This is a genomic window from Nocardiopsis sp. CNT312 (genome assembly GCF_000515115.1).
Classification (GTDB): Bacteria; Actinomycetota; Actinomycetes; order Streptosporangiales; family Streptosporangiaceae; genus Nocardiopsis.
Map to the genome: position 1 here is coordinate 79,836 of NZ_KI911536.1, position 15,449 is coordinate 95,284.

Consider the following 15,449-nt stretch of genomic DNA (forward strand, 5'->3'; position numbering starts at 1 on the left):
CTGGTGGTGACGCCGGTGGCGATGGCGGCGCTGGTGGTGACGCCGGTGGCGATGGCGGTACTGGTGGTGACGCCGGTGGTGACGGCGGTACTGGTGGCGAAGGCCCCGGTGACGGCGGTACTGGCGGTGAGTCCGGCGATGGTGGTTCCGGTGGAACCACCGGAGGCGGTTCCGGTAGCGGCGCGGGCGGTGGTTCCGGTGACGGCGGTGCCGGGGGCAATACCGGAGGTTCCGGCGGTGCCGGGGGCAGCACCGATGACGGCGGCGACGACCGCCGGCCCCAGAACGGCGCCCCCGCCGACGGCGGTGGTGACGACGGTTCCGCGGACGACGACAGCGACCGGGACGACGACTCCCTCGCCGTGACCGGCGTCGACATGCAGGGCTTCGTGCTCGGCGGTCTCGTGGTGACCGGTATTGGCGCGTTCGCCCTGTGGGCCGGTGCGCGCCGTCCGGCCTCGATCGCCTGATCCACATGCCCGCGAACGGTTCCCGCGGACCGTGGACGTGTGCCACGGCCCCCGGCCCGCGCCCCAAGGCGCGGCCGGGGGCCGATCTCAGCCGCGGGGGCGGAGCACGGAGGCGAGGAGGAACACCGCCAGACCGCCGACGGAGACCACCCACAGCGCGGCGCCCAGACCGAAGGCGTCGCCCAGGACACCCAGCAGGGGCGGGAACGCGAGGAACCCCGCGCGTCCCAGCCACCCCACGATCGTCACACCGTCACCGCTGCGCACCCCGGGTATCTCGCCCGCAGCCGCCAGCGTCAACGGGAACAGCGTGGACACCCCCAGCCCCATGACGCCGAACCCGACGACGGCCGCTGCCGGATGCGGCAGGAGCAGGGCGAGCGCCATGCCCCCGCCCGCCAGCAGGCCGCAGACCCGGCCCACCGCGACCGCGCCGAACCGGTCGGTGGCGCGGTCGCCCGCGAGGCGGCCCAGGGCCATCATCGCCTGGCAGGCCACGAACGGCATCGCCGCGAGGAACAGCGGCGCGGATAGTTCCCCGGTCATGTACACCGCCCCCCAGGAGGCGGCCGAGTCCTCGATCCCGCCGGCGAGCATCAGCAGCATGCCGAGAGCCACGAGCACCGCCACCGCACGGACGGGCAGAGGCGTGCGGTCGCCGCCGTGCGCGGCGCCGTCCCCGCGCTCACTGTGTTCCGGGCCCGGGAGCAGCATGCGGCCCACGGCCAGGTTCACGCACACCAGGAGTGCGGAGACCCCTCCCAGGTGCCACAGGACGGGTACCCCGAGCCCCGCCATCGTGGCCCCGACGAGTCCGCCGGAGACCGCGGCCATGCTCCACACCGCGTGAAAGGTGTTGATGATGCTGCGGCCGTACCGGCGCTGGACCCGCAGCCCGTGCGCGTTCTGCCCGGAGTCGGTCCAGGCGTCGGCGCTGCCCAGGACAAGGAACGCGGCGGCGAGCATCCACCAGTTTTGTGCCAGAGCAATGAATGGGAGCGCTCCCAAAGTGATGAGGCTCGCTCCGACGGCCGTGCGGCCGCTGCCGAATCGGTGGATCATCGGCCCCGCGAGCATGCCGGTCAGGATCGCCCCAGTCGGCGCCGCGGCGATCGCCAGCCCCAGTTCTGCGTTGTCGAGGGCCAGCCGGTCCTTGAGCACGGGCAGCCACGGGACCGCGTTGGTGTAGGTGAAACCGTTGACGAAGAAGAGGGTGGAGACCGCTGTCCGCGCCCTGCGGGCCTCAGCCGGGGGCGGGGCCCCGGTGGCGGTGCGGATATCGGGCATACTCACAGGGGACTCCTACGCGTTTGGGCGGCGCGGGTCATCCTATCTTTCTCGCCGATCCGGCGGTACGCCCTTTCCTCACCCTTGCCGAGGGGCTTGCCTGAAAGCCCATCGGCACCTACAAAGAGGTTCTCTGCCCTCACGTTCCCCCATCGAAGACCTCTCGACCCTGCCCCCGACCGGCCCTGCCCCGGCCACTGCTCACGACCGCCGAACCCACGCTGGAGACCGCGACCGCGGCCCGGACGGAACCGGAAGTGTTCATGATCAACGCGAGCGCGCTGCGAGACACGCCCACCCTCGTCGGGGAGCGGATCCGCCTCGTACCCCTGGGGCCCGAGCACACGGACGCCTACTTCTCCGCCAGCCTCGACGAGGAGATCCGCAGACTCACCGGAAGCCACCGCCATCTCACCTACGAGGACGCGCGTGAGCGGTGCGAGCGGCGCCCAGCCGACGGTGACCGGCTCGATCTGGCCATCATCTCCCGAGAGGACGGAAGCTACCTGGGCGACCTGTTCCTTTACGCGATCTCGCCCGAGAACGAGAGCGCGGGCTACCACATCACCCTGTCGGCCCTCCGGTTCGCGGGACAGGGGCTGGGGCGGGAGGCCACCCGACTCGTGCTGGAGTACGCCTTCGACCGCGTGGGCCTGCACCGGATCTGGCTGTACGTGTACACGTTCAACATGAGGGCCATCGCGGTGTACCGTTCGTGCGGTTTCACCGTGGAGGGCCGCCTGCGCGACTCCCTGTTCTGGGAGGGCCGCCGCCACGACGCGCTCCTCATGGGGGTATTGCGTAGCGATATACCCGCCAAAGAGGACTGAAATCGGGTTTTGCCTGATGGCGGGGTTGTGGCCGCCGCGGTCCGGGGTATCCCGGTAGCACTTTCCCACGGCTCACTCCACAGAGAGGAGTGGTGCGGGGCCACGGCCCTGGCACCGGTGAGCACATGAACCCGGTACCCGTTTCGCTGCCCTTCGCCGACCGCGCAGAGGCGGGCCGCCGCCTCGCCGAGCGGGTGCGCCCGTTCGCGGCCGCGGACCCGCTGGTACTGGCCCTGCCCAGGGGCGGGGTCCCGGTCGGGGCTGAACTCGCCCGCCTGCTCGACACCGACTTCGACGTGCTCATCGTCCGCAAGATCGGCCTGCCCGGTCGGCCGGAACTGGGTGTCGGAGCGGTCGCCGAGGACGGGCACGTGATCTTCGACGACACGGCCCTGGCCCGGATGCGCCTACCGCGCCAGGCCCTGGCCGCCACGGTCGAGGCCGAGCGCAGGGAACTGGAGCGCCGGAGCCGCGTGTACCGGGGGGGCCGCGCCATGCCGCGGATCGCCGGACGCGACGTCATCGTCGTGGACGACGGCGTGGCCACCGGCGGCACCGCGCGTGCGGCGCTGCGCATGCTCCGCCAGGAGAAGCCGGCCCAGCTCGTGCTGGCCGTCCCGATCGCCTCTCCTGAGGCGGTCGAGGCGCTCCGTCCGGAGGCCGACAAGCTCATCGTGCTCGGCGTCCCCGACAACTTCCGTGCCGTGGGGGAGTGGTACCGGGACTTCAGCCAGCTCTCCGACGGGCACGTGACCGCCATCCTCTCCGCGCTGGGGGGCCACCGCCAGCAGCCCGAGACCGTGCGCGGAGTCCGGATCCGGGCCGGCGGCCAGGCCTATCTCGAAGGCGAGCTCACCGTGCCCGCGGCCATGCGCGGCGCGGTCGTGTTGGTGACGGGGACTGGCCGGGACGATCCGCGCTGGCGGGCGATCGCGGCGGTGCTGCGGCGGTCCGGGTACGCGACCCTGGTTCTGGACCTGGTGACGGCGGCCGAGCGCGCCCACCGGATCGACGGTGTGGACGCCTCGGTGCTGGGCGACCGGTTGGACGCGGCGGTCGCCTGGCTCAGGCGGTCGACGGACGTGGCCGAGCGGGCCCCGGGGATCCTCGGGTACGGCTCCGCGGCTCCGGCGGCCCTGGTCACGGCGGCGCGGCACCCGCAGGACGTGGGCGCCGTGGTGGCCTACGGCGGTCGGATCGATCTGGCCGAGCCGAGCCTTCCGCAGGTGGGCGCCCCGGTGCTGGTGCTGTTGGAGGGCCGGGACTCCTTCATCCGCGAACTCGGGGAGTGGGCGCGCCGGAGGATGGGCGCGGAGACCGACCTGAAGGTGGTGTCGGGGGCCGAGCAGTTGCTCCAGGAGACCCAGGAGTGGCGGCAGGTGGCGATGGAGGCGGTGGACTGGTTCGACCGCCACCTGGAGAAGGGATGAGAAAAACCCGCGGCGCCCTCGACCTTGGTCGTCGGGCGCCGCGGGTTCGTTCTGGGGCCGGGGCCACCGGGGAGTTGCGATCGGCCGCTGCCGCGTCAGGGTCCGCGGTCAGGCGGCGTTGGCGCGGCGCATGCGGCGGCGGCGCTCGGAAGCGCGCTCGTCCTCATTGAGGCCGCCCCACGTGCCGTACTTCTCCGGACGCGAGATCGCATAGTCCAGGCATTCCGTGCGTACCGGACAGGCCGTGCAGATCTCCTTGGCCTTGCGCTCGCGGATCTCCCGTTCCGGCTGGCGTTCGCCGTCGGGGCCGAAGAAGAGCACAAGGTCCTCGCCCCGGCACGCGGCGGCGTCCTGCCACCCCCAGCTCGGGCGGGGGCGCAGCGCGGCCTGCCGACGTACCTGAGACATGCTTGAACCACCTCTACTGAATCACTAGTAAGCTGTCAGAAAAAGCTTCAGTCACCACAAAGTCGGTCATGCGGCGTGAGAGTCCCCGCAGGACGCGAACGCCCGCGGCGATGGCGGTGTTCCCCGGTGTGGCTGAGGCCACGAAGAAGCGCACGGGCGAGGCGGCGATGGCCGCCGTCGACGGGGTGCTCTCACACGAACGGCTGTGGAGGCGGTGACAGCCTCCGTCCGAGCCGGTACGTAATCATGCCATCCCCGATCCCGATCATGCACGGGGGGTGGGGAAATTACTCACAGAACCGTTACCGAATCCACGTAGCCACGGCGTGGCATGTGGTTGATTGTCCATTTTTGTCGTAAACAGCAAGGGGTTGCAGGCTTGCCGACGACGTCACACATCGTATGGCGCGATGTCCCGCCTGCCTAGGGGCCTTCTGTGATGTACTGGTCACATTGTGGACAGGCTCCGCGCCCGGGATCCGGCCGACCGTAGGGCATCACTGTGGGCGACCGGCCTCCCAGGGGCGGCCGGGGCCGGTCGACCCCCGAACGCTCCGAAAGGGAAACCGCCGGGAACGGATCACGGTCTTTCCGCATCCGATGCGGTAGGACAGGGGCGGCCTTTCCACGACACCGCCGCCCGTAAAACGGACCACAGGGAGAACCACGTCACGATGGCCTTCGTGAGACTCGTCCTCAACGTCATCTGGCTTTTCGTCGCGGGCTTCTGGCTGGCGGTCGGATACGTCATCGCCGGCGTCATCTGCTGCGTCCTCATCGTGACGATCCCGTTCGGTGTGGCCTCCTTCCGCACGGCCAACTACGCCCTCTGGCCCTTTGGCCGCGAACTGGTCCGCAAGCCCGGTTCGGGCGGAAGCAGTACCGTCCTCAACGTCATCTGGCTGATCGTCGCCGGATGGTGGCTGGCGCTCGGCCACGTCGCCACCGCGATCGGTCTGGCCGTCACCATCATCGGACTGCCGATGGCGTGGGCCTCGCTCAAGATGATCCCCGTCGCCCTGGCACCCTTCGGCAACGAGATCGTCCACAGCGGTCAACCCCGGGAACCCTGGCAGTTCTGACACGTTGGATCCCCTGTGAGGGGGCCGGGCTCCCGTGCGGCGGCGACGGTGCCCCGCGGGCCGGCCGCTTCCCACCGTGTTCCACCGACCCCCAGAGAATGGAGTCCATGTGCAAGCCCAGCGGCCAGGAGTGTGGGCGCTTCTGAACAGGTGGACCACCGCCCGCCGGGCCCGGGCCGAGCTCCGTGCCCGCGTCCGCGCCGAGGAGCCGTCCCCGCCGCCCGAGCCCGAGATCCCCGAAGCGGAACTGGCGGCCCAGGACGACATCGGTGCGGGTGACATCCTCCGCGTGGTCAGCGACGTGGCCCTGAGGCTGCTCATCATCGGCGTCGTGGCGGGACTGCTGCTCTACGCCGTGATCTACCTGCGCGTGGTCACGCTGCCCGTGGTCATCGCGGTCTTCCTCACCGCTCTGCTCATGCCCCTCGCCAGTTGGCTGCGCAACCCCAACCCCCTGAGGCGCACCGGCTTCGGTCGGGGGCTGTCCACCGCCATCAGTCTGCTCTTTGGGCTCATCGTCTTCAGCGGTGTGATCTCCATGATCGTCACCCCGGCGGTCAGCGGCTTCGACGAGATCGTGGCCAGCGTCAACGACGCGGTGGACCGGTTGCAGACGATCGAGATCCCCTTCGGTCTGGACCCCGCGGTGTTCACCGAACTGATCGACAGCGCCTGGGCCCAGATCCAGACCACTCTCACCGAGAACCAGGACCAGATCCTCACCGGAGCCTGGACCGCCACGACCGCGGTGTTCCAGGTCCTGCTCGGGATCGTCCTGATCATCGTGCTCACCGTGTACTTCGTCCACTCCGGCGACCAGCTCGTGGAGTGGCTCATCACCCTGCTGCCGCCCAAGTCCCGCCCGGGCCTGCGCCACGCGGGCGGCGTCGCCTACGGCGTGATGGGGCGGTACGTGCGCGGTGTGGCGATGGTCGGCCTCTTCGACGCGGTCGGCATCGGTGTGTTCCTCGTCTTCCTCATCGACACCAACCTGGCCATCCCGCTGATCGTGCTCACCTTCATCGGGGCCTTCATCCCGATCATCGGGGCCTTTCTCAGCGGCCTGCTCGCGGTCCTGGTGGCCCTGGTGACCGAAGGGTGGATCGTGGCCCTGGTCGTGCTGGGCGTGGTTCTGCTGGTCCAGCAGTTGGAGAGCAACGTCTTCGCGCCGCGCATCTACGGGCAGGCGCTCGAACTGCCCTCGGCGATCGTCCTCATCGCCCTGACCATCGGCAGCATCCTCGGCGGCATCACCGGCCTGTTCCTGGCGACCCCGGTCGCGGCCGTGCTCGCCGCCCTGCTGCGCAACCGGCCGCCGGCCCTTCCCCGCGCTGAGGCGGTCAGGAACGGCCCGCCCGCCAAGGACGGCGGGGCCGGTCCTGAGAGCGGTCGCGGGGAGGAGCCCAGGGCTCCGGTCGCCGGGGGCTGACCCGCGGTATGCGGTTCCCGCCCCCACCGAGCGGGCGGGGACCGTACGTCCGCGGCCACCGGATCCGGCCCCCGGGTGCGGTTACGCTGGAGCGGTCGCCCGCGCACCGGCCCCTCGCGGCACGGGTGCGCCGCCGCATGAGTCCCACCGACCTGAGGAAGCCCCTGCCATGCTGATCGCCACCGACCTCGAACTGCGTGTCGGAGCCCGTCTCCTGCTGGAGCCGACCACGTTCCGCGTGGGGGCGGGGGACAGGATCGGCCTGGTCGGTCGCAACGGCGCGGGCAAGACCACCATGACCAAGGTCCTGGCCGGTGAGGGGATTCCCACCGGCGGGTCGGTCACCTCCAGCGGGAGCATCGGCTACCTGCCCCAGGACCCGCGCACCGGCGACCTCGACGTCGTCGCCAAGGACAGGATCCTCTCCGCCCGGGGCATCGACGAGGCCCTGCGCGGCATGCGCGAGGCGGAGAAGAAGATGGCCAGCACCGACACCAAGACCCGCAACAAGGGGGTGCGCGCCTACTCCCGATGGGAGGAGCGGCTGCACGTCCTGGGCGGGTACGCCGCCGAGTCCGAGGCCGCCGCCATCGCCTCCAGCCTGGGCCTGCCAGACAAGGTGCTGTCGCAGCCCCTGCGCACGCTCTCCGGCGGCCAGCGCCGCCGGATCGAGCTGGCACGGATCCTCTACAGCGACTCCGACACCCTGCTCCTGGACGAGCCCACCAACCACCTGGACGCCGACTCCATCGTCTGGCTGCGGGACTTCCTCAAGGCCCACCAGGGCGGCCTCATCGTCATCAGCCACGACGTGGAACTGGTCGAGGACGTGGTCAACCGGGTGTTCTACCTGGACGCCAACCGCAGTGTCATCGATGTCTACAACATGGGCTGGAGACAGTACCTGTCCCAGCGCGAGGCCGACGAGAGCCGACGCCGCCGCGAGCTCGCCAACGCCGAGAAGCAGGCGGAGACCCTGCGCAAGCAGGCCGACCGTTTCCGGGCCAAGGCCACCAAGGCGCGCGCCGCGCAGCAGATGCTCAACCGCGCGGACCGGATCCTGGACGGCGTGCAGGGCGTGCGGGTCTCGGACAAGGTCGCCAAGCTGCGCTTCCCCGACCCGGCGCCCAGCGGGAGGACCCCGCTCATGGCGGAGGGGCTGTCCAAGTCCTACGGCTCCCTGGAGATCTTCGCCGGGGTCGACCTGGCGATCGACCGGGGCAGCCGTGTGGTCATCCTGGGCCTCAACGGCGCGGGCAAGACCACGCTGCTGCGGCTGCTGGGCGGCGTGGAGGAGCCCGACACCGGCCGGGTCGTGCCCGGCCACGGCCTCAAACTCGGCTACTACGCCCAGGAGCACGAGACCCTGGACGTGGACCGGAGCGTGCTGGAGAACATGATGAGCGCCGCCCCGGACCTGCCGGAGGTCGAGGCGCGCAAGACGCTCGGTTCCTTCCTCTTCACCGGTGACGACGTGGACAAGCCCGCCGGGGTGCTCTCCGGCGGGGAGAAGACGCGCCTGGCACTGGCCACCCTGGTGGTCTCCAGCGCCAACGTGCTGCTGCTGGACGAGCCCACCAACAACCTCGACCCGGCCAGCCGTGAGGAGATCCTGGCGGCGCTGCGGGGGTACCGGGGCGCCATCGTGCTGGTGACACACGACGAGGGCGCGGTGGAGGCGCTCCAGCCCGAGCGGGTGATCCTGTTGCCCGACGGTGTCGAGGACGTGTGGAACGCCGAGTTCGAGGACCTCATCGCCCTCGCGTGAGCGGCGGCCGGCCCTGCGGTGGTCCCCACCGCCCCCACGACCCTGAGGAGTGCACCGTGAACGAGGCTTCCGAGAAGCGCCCCCGCGTCTCCGGCGAGGAGCGCACGGCCCTGGGGGCTGAGCTCCGGCGCCGCTACGAGGCGGGAGAGAGCATCCGCATGCTGTCGGCGGCCACCGGGAGGTCCTACGGGTTCGTCCGCACGGTGCTGGAGGAGGCCGGCGTGGAGCTGCGCGGCCGCGGGGGCGGCGGCGTCTCGCGTCGCCGGGGCACCATCGTCGAGTAGATCGGCGTGCCCACCCGTGGCCCCGGGGTTACCTGACAGTAGGGTTTGGGTGTGACACCGAACACGACGGAGGAACCCATGGCACCGGCCCCGAGCGACACGGAAACCGCACCCACCGGGGAGGAGCTCGCCCGGGTCGGCCTGCGGCTGGCGGTGGACGGGCCGGTGGCCCGTGTCACCATCGCCCGCCCCGAGCGCCGCAACGCGATGACCGGGCGCATGTGGGCCGCCCTGGCCCGCATCGGCCGGACCCTGCCCGGCGGTGTCCGTGTCGTCGTGCTCGCGGGAGAGGGCGACATCTTCTCCGCCGGCATCGACCTGGGCATGTTCAGCCCGGAGGGGATCGAGGGGGAGCGCTCCATCGTCACCGAGATCGCCGCGGGCACGGTCGATCCGGAGGGGGTGGACGCCTACATCGCGGGGCTCCAGGAGGGCTTCCTATGGCTGCGCCGCCCCGACCTGGTGACCGTGGCCGCCGTGCGCGGGCACGCGATCGGTGCCGGGTTCCAGTTGGCCCTGTCCTGCGACATCCGAATCCTCGCCGACGACGCCTCCCTGTGCATGAAGGAGCCGGCCCTCGGCCTGGTCCCCGACCTCACCGGGACCAAACCGCTCGTGGACATCGTGGGCGTGCACCGGGCGACCGAGATCTGCCTCACCGCGCGCAGGGTGGATGCCCGGGAGGCGCGCGAACTCGGCCTGGCCGAGGCCGTCGTCCCCGCCGGTGAACTCCCCGGCGCCGTCGACGACCTCGTCGCCGCCCTGCTGGCCACCGACCCCGACGCGGCCACGGCCACCAAGGCGCTGCTCCAGCAGGCCCCGGGCAACACCCTCCAGCAGCAGGTCGCGGCCGAGCGCCGGGCGCAGGCGGCGCGCCTCACCGCGCTCGCCGGGGCCCGGGCAGCCGACCCCTCCTGAACCGGCCGGAGGGGCGGGGGAGAGCTGGATCACGAGCCGGAAACCCCCGTCCCGTCCCGGTCGCGGAGGATGTCTAGTAGGCTTCTCCAAGCGGTCGTTCAATGCCGCGCGCATCCGAGCGCGCCGGGCCGCGCAAGACGCGGAGCGCGTGCCGACCCTGTCGGCGTCACTCTTGAAGTGAAGAGTCCCGAACCCCGAATCCAGTCCGGGGTCCGCTTCCGCGTGTGATCAGGCGCGTTTGTGTGATTTCTTCGCTGGGTCCCCGGGCCGTGTGGAGCCTTCCTCGAAACGCCGCCAAACGATGAGGAAGGTACACGTCACTTGACGGACACTGCCGTAGAGCCTGCCTTCGACGGCCTCGGGCTGCCCCAGGACATCGTCGGAGAGCTGGCCAAGAACGGTGTGACCACGCCGTTCCCGATCCAGGCGGCCACCATCCCCGACGCCATCGAGGGCCGCGACGTCCTCGGTTGCGGCCGCACGGGATCGGGCAAGACCCTGGCCTTCGGGCTGCCGGTGCTCATGCGCTGCTCCGAGCGCCGCGCCGCCGCCTCCCGCCCCCGGGCCCTGATCCTGGTGCCCACCCGCGAACTCGCCCACCAGGTGCGTGACGCCCTGCGCGGTTACGCCCGCGTTGTCGGTGTGCGCGTGGGGGACGTCGTGGGCGGCAGCTCCTACACCCGACAGATCAACGAACTGCGCCGCGGCGTCGACGTCCTCGTCGCCACCCCGGGCCGCCTCACCGACCTCATCGAGCAGGGCGCCTGCGACCTGGGCGACGTGGAGCTCTCGGTCCTGGACGAGGCCGACCAGATGTGCGACATGGGCTTCATGCCGCAGGTCAGCGAGCTGCTCGACCAGGTCCGCCCCGGCGGGCAGACCCTGCTGTTCTCGGCCACCCTCGACGGTGACGTCGACAAGCTGGTCCGCAAGTACATGAACGACCCGCGCACCCACTCCGTGGACCCGCCGGTCTCGCAGGTCACCACCATGGAGCACCACCTGCTCAAGGTGCTGCCGCGCGACAAGAACAAGATCGTCGCGCAGATTGCCGCCCGAGACGGGCGCACCATCCTGTTCGTGCGCAGCAAGTACCGCGCTGACACCATCAGCGAACAGCTCGTCCAGCTCGGCGTCCCCTGCGCCTCCCTGCACGGCGGCAAGACGCAGAGCGTGCGCACCCGCACCCTGGCCAAGTTCAAGGAGGGCCGCATCCAGGCCCTGATCGCCACCGACGTCGCCGCCCGCGGTATCCACGTCGACGGCATCGACCTGGTCGTCAACGTCGACCTGCCCACCGGCCACAAGGACTACCTGCACCGCGGGGGCCGCACCGCCCGGGCCGGTTCCTCGGGCGCGGTGGTCTCCCTCGTGGCCCCCAACCAGCGCCGCACGGCGCGCCGCCTGCTCAGCGACGCGGGCGTGGTGGCCAAGCAGCACCTGGTCAACCCCGGTGACGAGCTGCTCACCGAGGTGACCGGGGCGCGCGAGCCCAGCGGTGAGCCGTGGGTCGAGCCGCCGGAGCCGGAGCGCCCGCGCCGCGGCCGGGGCGGCCCCCGCCGCGGCGGGTACCGCGGCGGCGGCTACCGGGGCGGCTACCGCGGCGACCGTCCGCGGGGCAACCGCCGGGGCGAGGGAGGCGGCTTCCGCGACGGCGAGCGCCGGGCCTACCGGGGTGAGGGAAGCGGCTTCCGCGACGGCGAGCGCCGCGGCCACCGCGACGGGGACGGCCCCCGCGGCGGGGACCGGCGCGAGGATCGGGGCGGACACCACCGCGGCGAGAGCCGGGGCGGCTACCGCGGCGATGACCGCAGGGGCGGTCGCTATAACCCGGCCGGACGCCGCTGACACCTGCGGCTGTGCCTCGGGCCCGGCTCCGGCCGGGCCCGAGGCGTGTCCGGGACCTCCGCACCGCTGCCGGAGCCCCTCCTTTGCCCCGATTTGACGTGTCCCGCGTGCCCTTCCGCCGCGTTGCCGTGGACAGTGGCGGGACGGCCCCGGAACAGGGCCGGGAGTCCCGCGCCGTACGGAGGGGAACGCGTGAACGCCATCACCGCCGTCAACGACGTCCTGTGGAGCTGGATCCTCATCCCGCTCCTGATGGTCCTGGCCGTCTACTTCACGGTGCGCTCGGGGTTCGTCCAACTGCGGCTGTTCCCGGAGATGTTCCGGGTCGTGCGCAGCAGCCCCGGAACCGCGCCCGACGGCCGCAAGGAGATCTCGTCCTTCCAGGCGTTCGCGATCTCGGCCGCCTCGCGTGTGGGCACGGGCAACATCGCGGGTGTGGCCACGGCGATCGTCCTGGGCGGCCCGGGAGCGATCTTCTGGATGTGGCTGATGGCCACGGTCCTCGGATCGGCCGCCTTCGTGGAGTCCACACTGGCCCAGTTGTACAAGGTGCGCACCGAGACCGGCTTCCGGGGCGGCCCGGCCTACTACATGTTCCACGGTCTCGGGCAGCGCTGGATGGGCGTGCTCTTCGCCGTCATCATCACCGTCACCTTCTCCCTGGTGTTCAACTCGGTGCAGTCCAACAGCATCGCCGGGGTGGTCGCGATGTCGGTCGACTCGGCGGGCCTGCCCACGGGGTGGCTGCTGAACACGCTCATCGGGCTCGTGGTGACAGCTCTGCTCGGGCTCGTCGTCTTCGGGGGCGTGCGGCGCATCGCCCACGTGGCCGAGACGCTGGTCCCGGCCATGGCCCTGCTGTACCTCCTCATCGGTCTGGCCGTGGTGGTGCTCAACCTGGGGGAGCTGCCCAGGGTCCTCGGCGACATCCTCGCGGGGGCGTTCGGGCTGCGCGAGTTCGTCGCGGGCGGAGCGGGAGCCGCGATCGTCCAGGGCATGCGGCGCGGCATGTTCTCCAACGAGGCGGGCCTGGGGTCGGCACCCAACGCCGGTGCCACGGCCTCGGTGTCGCACCCGGTCAAACAGGGCCTGGTGCAGTGCCTGGGGGTGTACTTCGACACGCTTTTGGTGTGCTCGGTCACCGCGTTCGTCATCCTGGTGCCCGAACCCGACTACGGCGGCGACGCGGGTGCCCAGGTCACCCAGGTCGCCTTGGAGGCCAGCCTGGGCGGCTGGTCGGTTCACGCCCTCACTCTCATCCTGTGCCTGCTCGCCTTCACCTCGCTGCTGGGCAACTACTACTACGGCGAGACCAACCTGAGGTTCCTCGACGCCGATCCGCGCCACATGACCTACTTCCGCGCAGTGGTGCTGGCCGCGGTGTTCCTGGGCAGCGTGGCGCCGCTGCCCCTGGTGTGGAGCCTGGCCGACGCGGCGATGGGCGTCATGGCCCTGGTCAATCTGGCCGCCCTCATCCCGTTGTCGGGGACCGCGTTCCGGCTCCTGGCCGACTACACTCGCCAGCACCGCAACGGTCTCGACCCGCAGTGGAGCCTGGCCAAGATGCCGGACCTGAGGAACGTGCGGTGCTGGGGCGAGGCGGAGGGGGCCCTGCCCGAGGAGGTGGAGCTGGGCCACGGCTCCCCACTGGGCGACCCCGTGCTGCGGGACGAGGACGGGCGTCCGCCGGAGGAGGACGGCCGGGAGCGGGGCTGAAACGGGCCTGTCCACAGGCCTCGGGGGCGGTCCGAAGGAAAACGGTTCTCGGCTACCCTTGGGGCAGATCCCACCCGACCACGCGGAGTAGCGCTGTGCCCGACCGGACCACGCCTTCGGACGACGACACCACTCACTCCTCCCTCGGCGACACGCTCGCCGGGGGATGGGACCCCCGCGCGGAGGGGGAGGAACTACCCCCCTCGGACTGGGGGCGCCGCAAGCGCAGGCCCGGGACCGGGACGGTCTGGCTGTTCGCGCTGTTCATCACCACGATGGCGCTGGGCCACGCCTGGGTGTCCGACCAGCTCACCCACCAGGCCTTCCTCGCCTGGTCCACGATCTTCACCGCGATCAGCTTCCAGGCGCTGCCCTTCCTCGTCTTCGGGGTCGCCCTGTCCGCGGCGCTCACCGCCTTTGTGCCGGCCTCGGCCTACCAGCGCTTCTTCCCCTCGCGTCCGGGGGCGGCTGTGCCGGTCGCCGGACTGTCCGGGGCGCTGCTGCCCGGATGCGAGTGCGCCTCGGTCCCCATCGCTGGAAGCCTGGTCAAGCGCGGGGTCGCCCCGGCGGCCGCGCTCACGTTCCTGCTGGCCGCGCCCGCCATCAACCCGGTCGTCATGATCGCCACCGCGGTGGCCTTCGCCGGGCAGCCCGAGGTGGTGCTGGCCCGGTTCGCGGCCTCCCTGGCCGCGTCGGTGGTGATCGGCTGGATCTGGGTGCGCTTCGGCCGCGCCGACTGGATCAGGCTGCCCGCGCCCACCCACGCGGTGGGAACGGCGCGGTGGCTCGTCTTCCGCGACTCGATGCTCCACGACATGATGCACGCGGGCGGCTACCTCGTGGTCGGGGCCGCGGCCGCTGCGAGCCTCAACATCATGATCCCCCGCGAGTGGCTGCTGGCGGTGGCCGATACCCCCGTGGTGTCGGTGCTGGTCATGGCGGCGCTGGCGATCCTGCTGTCCGTCTGCTCCGAGGCCGACGCCTTCGTCGCGCTCAGCTTCGGAGACTTCTCGCCCACGGCCAAGCTCGCCTTCATGGTGATCGGCCCGATGGTCGACCTCAAGCTCATCGCCATGCAGGCCGCCGTGTTCGGCTGGCGCTTCGCCGTCCGCTTCGCGCCGCTGTGCTTGGTGGTCGGTCTGGCCAGTACGTTCGTGATCGGAGGACTTCTGCTGTGAACCGGATCGCCCAGGGGCTCACGCTCGTCCTGCTCGGGTCCGCGGCGCTGAGCAGCACGCTCTTCAGCGACCTGTACCTGAACTGGGTCAAACCCGTCTTCGGACCCTTCCTGATCGCCGCCGGGGTCGTCATGGCGATCCTGGGGGCGCTCGTCATCGCCGCGGAACTGCGCGGCGAGGGCAGCGCCGATCCCGACTGCGCCCCGGGCCACGGCCACGAGCGCGCCCCGGGCGTGGCCTGGCTCCTGCTCGCGCCGGTCGTGGCCGTCTTCGTGGTGGCTCCGCCGGCGCTGGGCTCCTACACGGTGGAGCGCGATGACGCCCCCGCCGCGCCGCCCGAGGTGCCCTACCGCGGCAGCATGTTCGACGACGGTCTGGACGAGGCGGCCCCCGGCGAGGCCGTCGACATGGACATCCGCCAGTTCGTGATGCGGGCCTGGGTCGACGAGGAACGCGCCATGGCGGGCCGGGAGATCGAGCTGACCGGGTTCGCGGTCCCTACCGAGGACGGGCAGGGGTGGTACCTGGCCCGCCTCCAGATGGCCTGCTGCGCCGCTGACGCCATTGTCAACAAGGTGCTCATCACCAACACCCCCGCGCCCGACAAGGACTCCTGGTGGACGGTGCGCGGCACCTGGGTGGAACCCGAGGGCGACCTCGTCGACGTGGCCCAGCACGAGTTCCACGCTGTGGAGCAGGAGGCCGTGCAGAACCCGCCCGACCCCTACGAGGGGTAGAGGGCCGCATGGAAGGCGCGACGGCTCGCCCGGACCAGGGCCTCGCGGGCCGAACCGAATCGCC

Annotated in this window: 14 protein-coding genes; 12 read left to right on the top strand and 2 right to left on the bottom strand. The window is 71.4% G+C overall.

From position 1 onward, the window contains the following. Positions 1-557 precede the first annotated feature (557 nt). Positions 558-1,757, bottom strand: coding sequence for an MFS transporter (locus tag B042_RS0117290; RefSeq protein ID WP_036555515.1), 1,200 nt, complete (start codon positions 1,755-1,757; stop codon positions 558-560). Between the two features lie 263 nt (positions 1,758-2,020). Between B042_RS0117290 and B042_RS0117295 the strand changes: the two genes are divergently transcribed. Both B042_RS0117295 and B042_RS0117300 read left to right on the top strand, forming a co-directional pair. After that, positions 2,021-2,587, top strand: coding sequence for a GNAT family N-acetyltransferase (locus B042_RS0117295; protein ID WP_028649371.1), 567 nt, complete (start codon positions 2,021-2,023; stop codon positions 2,585-2,587). 125 nt (positions 2,588-2,712) lie between these two features. Next, positions 2,713-4,017: a phosphoribosyltransferase family protein gene (locus B042_RS0117300; RefSeq protein WP_028649372.1), complete on the top strand. Its 1,305-nt coding sequence runs from the start codon at positions 2,713-2,715 to the stop codon at positions 4,015-4,017. A 108-nt stretch (positions 4,018-4,125) separates the two neighbouring features. On the opposite strand, the gene B042_RS0117305 is transcribed toward B042_RS0117300, so the two are convergent. Then, a complete protein-coding gene (locus tag B042_RS0117305; protein ID WP_255342358.1) occupies positions 4,126-4,425 on the bottom strand; it encodes a WhiB family transcriptional regulator in 300 nt (99 codons plus the stop codon). Between the two features lie 68 nt (positions 4,426-4,493). Here B042_RS0117305 and B042_RS25855 point away from each other — a divergent pair, with 68 nt between their 5' ends. The 10 genes from B042_RS25855 to B042_RS0117355 all read left to right on the top strand — a co-directional run bounded on the left by B042_RS25855 (position 4,494) and on the right by B042_RS0117355 (position 15,385). Continuing rightward, on the top strand, positions 4,494-4,643 hold the full coding sequence (locus B042_RS25855) for a hypothetical protein (protein WP_155989180.1): 150 nt from the start codon (positions 4,494-4,496) through the stop codon (positions 4,641-4,643). A 456-nt stretch (positions 4,644-5,099) separates the two neighbouring features. Next, a complete protein-coding gene (locus B042_RS0117315) occupies positions 5,100-5,507 on the top strand; it encodes a YccF domain-containing protein (protein ID WP_028649374.1) in 408 nt (135 codons plus the stop codon). A 109-nt stretch (positions 5,508-5,616) separates the two neighbouring features. Further along, entirely contained in the window at positions 5,617-6,936 is a 1,320-nt protein-coding gene (locus tag B042_RS0117320) for an AI-2E family transporter (RefSeq protein ID WP_028649375.1), read from the top strand. Between the two features lie 169 nt (positions 6,937-7,105). Further along, entirely contained in the window at positions 7,106-8,704 is a 1,599-nt protein-coding gene (locus B042_RS0117325) for an ABC-F family ATP-binding cassette domain-containing protein (protein ID WP_028649376.1), read from the top strand. 56 nt (positions 8,705-8,760) lie between these two features. Further along, on the top strand, positions 8,761-8,988 hold the full coding sequence (locus B042_RS0117330) for a helix-turn-helix domain-containing protein (RefSeq protein WP_028649377.1): 228 nt from the start codon (positions 8,761-8,763) through the stop codon (positions 8,986-8,988). Positions 8,989-9,066: 78 nt separating this feature from the next. Beyond that, positions 9,067-9,906, top strand: a complete 840-nt coding sequence (locus tag B042_RS0117335; protein ID WP_028649378.1) for an enoyl-CoA hydratase/isomerase family protein — start codon at positions 9,067-9,069, stop codon at positions 9,904-9,906. A 321-nt stretch (positions 9,907-10,227) separates the two neighbouring features. After that, positions 10,228-11,754, top strand: a complete 1,527-nt coding sequence (locus B042_RS0117340; protein WP_028649379.1) for a DEAD/DEAH box helicase — start codon at positions 10,228-10,230, stop codon at positions 11,752-11,754. 252 nt (positions 11,755-12,006) lie between these two features. Beyond that, positions 12,007-13,470, top strand: coding sequence for an alanine/glycine:cation symporter family protein (locus tag B042_RS0117345; RefSeq protein ID WP_081748869.1), 1,464 nt, complete (start codon positions 12,007-12,009; stop codon positions 13,468-13,470). A gap of 95 nt (positions 13,471-13,565) precedes the next feature. Then, positions 13,566-14,648: a permease gene (locus B042_RS0117350; RefSeq protein ID WP_028649381.1), complete on the top strand. Its 1,083-nt coding sequence runs from the start codon at positions 13,566-13,568 to the stop codon at positions 14,646-14,648. Further along, positions 14,645-15,385: a TIGR03943 family putative permease subunit gene (locus tag B042_RS0117355; protein ID WP_028649382.1), complete on the top strand. Its 741-nt coding sequence runs from the start codon at positions 14,645-14,647 to the stop codon at positions 15,383-15,385. The genes B042_RS0117350 and B042_RS0117355 overlap by 4 nt, the downstream gene beginning before the upstream one ends. Positions 15,386-15,449 lie beyond the last annotated feature (64 nt).

Coding starts and splice junctions, on each gene's coding strand:
- B042_RS0117290 (WP_036555515.1), bottom strand. CDS start 1,757: ATGCCCGATATCCGCACCGCCACCGGGGCCCCGCCCCCGGCTGAGGCC.
- B042_RS0117295 (WP_028649371.1), top strand. CDS start 2,021: ATGATCAACGCGAGCGCGCTGCGAGACACGCCCACCCTCGTCGGGGAG.
- B042_RS0117300 (WP_028649372.1), top strand. CDS start 2,713: ATGAACCCGGTACCCGTTTCGCTGCCCTTCGCCGACCGCGCAGAGGCG.
- B042_RS0117305 (WP_255342358.1), bottom strand. CDS start 4,425: ATGTCTCAGGTACGTCGGCAGGCCGCGCTGCGCCCCCGCCCGAGCTGG.
- B042_RS25855 (WP_155989180.1), top strand. CDS start 4,494: ATGCGGCGTGAGAGTCCCCGCAGGACGCGAACGCCCGCGGCGATGGCG.
- B042_RS0117315 (WP_028649374.1), top strand. CDS start 5,100: ATGGCCTTCGTGAGACTCGTCCTCAACGTCATCTGGCTTTTCGTCGCG.
- B042_RS0117325 (WP_028649376.1), top strand. CDS start 7,106: ATGCTGATCGCCACCGACCTCGAACTGCGTGTCGGAGCCCGTCTCCTG.
- B042_RS0117335 (WP_028649378.1), top strand. CDS start 9,067: ATGGCACCGGCCCCGAGCGACACGGAAACCGCACCCACCGGGGAGGAG.
- B042_RS0117345 (WP_081748869.1), top strand. CDS start 12,007: ATGGTCCTGGCCGTCTACTTCACGGTGCGCTCGGGGTTCGTCCAACTG.